The sequence below is a fragment of the Variovorax sp. GW821-FHT09D05 genome (genome assembly GCF_059416325.1).
The window spans coordinates 395,902-396,923 of the sequence record NZ_JBWKOZ010000009.1; the positions used below are offsets into that span (position 1 = coordinate 395,902).

Consider the following 1,022-nt stretch of genomic DNA (forward strand, 5'->3'; position numbering starts at 1 on the left):
ACATTGCTGTTCGTCGTGCTCAGGCCGGTCGACAGGCTGCCGATGCTGCTGGTCGCCGTGCTCAGGCCCGTCGAAGTCGAAGTCGACAAGCTGTCGATGCTGCTCGTGGCAGTGCTCAGACCCGTGGAGACCGAGGTCGAGAGACTGGTCACATTGCTGTTCGTCGTGCTCAGGCCGGTCGACAGGCTGCCGATGCTGCTGGTCGCCGTGCTCAGGCCCGTCGAAGTCGACGTGGACAGGCTGTCGATGCTGCTCGTGGCGGTGCTCAGGCCCGTGGAGGTCGAAGTCGAGAGGCTGGAAACGTTGCTGTTGGTCGTGCTCAGGCCGGTCGACAGGCTGCTGATGCCCGTCGAAGTCGATGCGGACAAACTGCCGATGCTGCTTGTGGCGGTACTCAGGCCGGTCGACGTTGAAGTCGACAGGCTGGTCACGTTGCTGTTCGTGGTGCTCAGGCCGGTCGACAGGCTGCCGATGCTGCTGGTCGCCGTGCTCAGGCCCGTCGAAGTCGACGTGGACAGGCTATCGATGCTGCTCGTGGCGGTGCTCAGACCCGTGGAGGTCGAGGTCGACAAGCTCGAGACGTTGCTGTTCGTCGTGCTCAGGCCGGTGGACAGGCTGCCGATGCTGCTCGTCGCAGTGCTCAAGCCAGTCGAGGTGGAAGTCGACAGGCTGGCAATACCGCTGGAAACCGAGGTCGACAGCGAAGTCAGTTGGCTGAAGTTCACCGCGTCGGTGGGGTTCACACCCGCGGCAACGTTGGTCAGGATGACCGGCGATGTCGCGCCGACGCCGCCCAGCGTGACCTTGGTGTGAGTCGCATCGTCGTACTGGACCGAGTTCGCGACGCCCGTGGACAGGCTGCCGATGCTGCTATTGGCGGTGCTGAGGCCGGTGGACAGGCTGCCGATGTTGCTGGTGGCGGTGCTCAGGCCGGTCGACGTTGAAGTCGACAGGCTGGTCACGTTGCTGTTCGTGGTGCTCAGGCCAGTCGACAGGCTACCGATGCTGCTCGTCGCAGTGCT

1 pseudogene is annotated in these 1,022 nt (G+C 64.1%); it reads right to left on the reverse strand.

From position 1 onward, the window contains the following. Positions 1-962, reverse strand: a pseudogene (locus AC07O3_RS25490) (hemagglutinin); the annotation flags it as partial. Positions 963-1,022 lie beyond the last annotated feature (60 nt).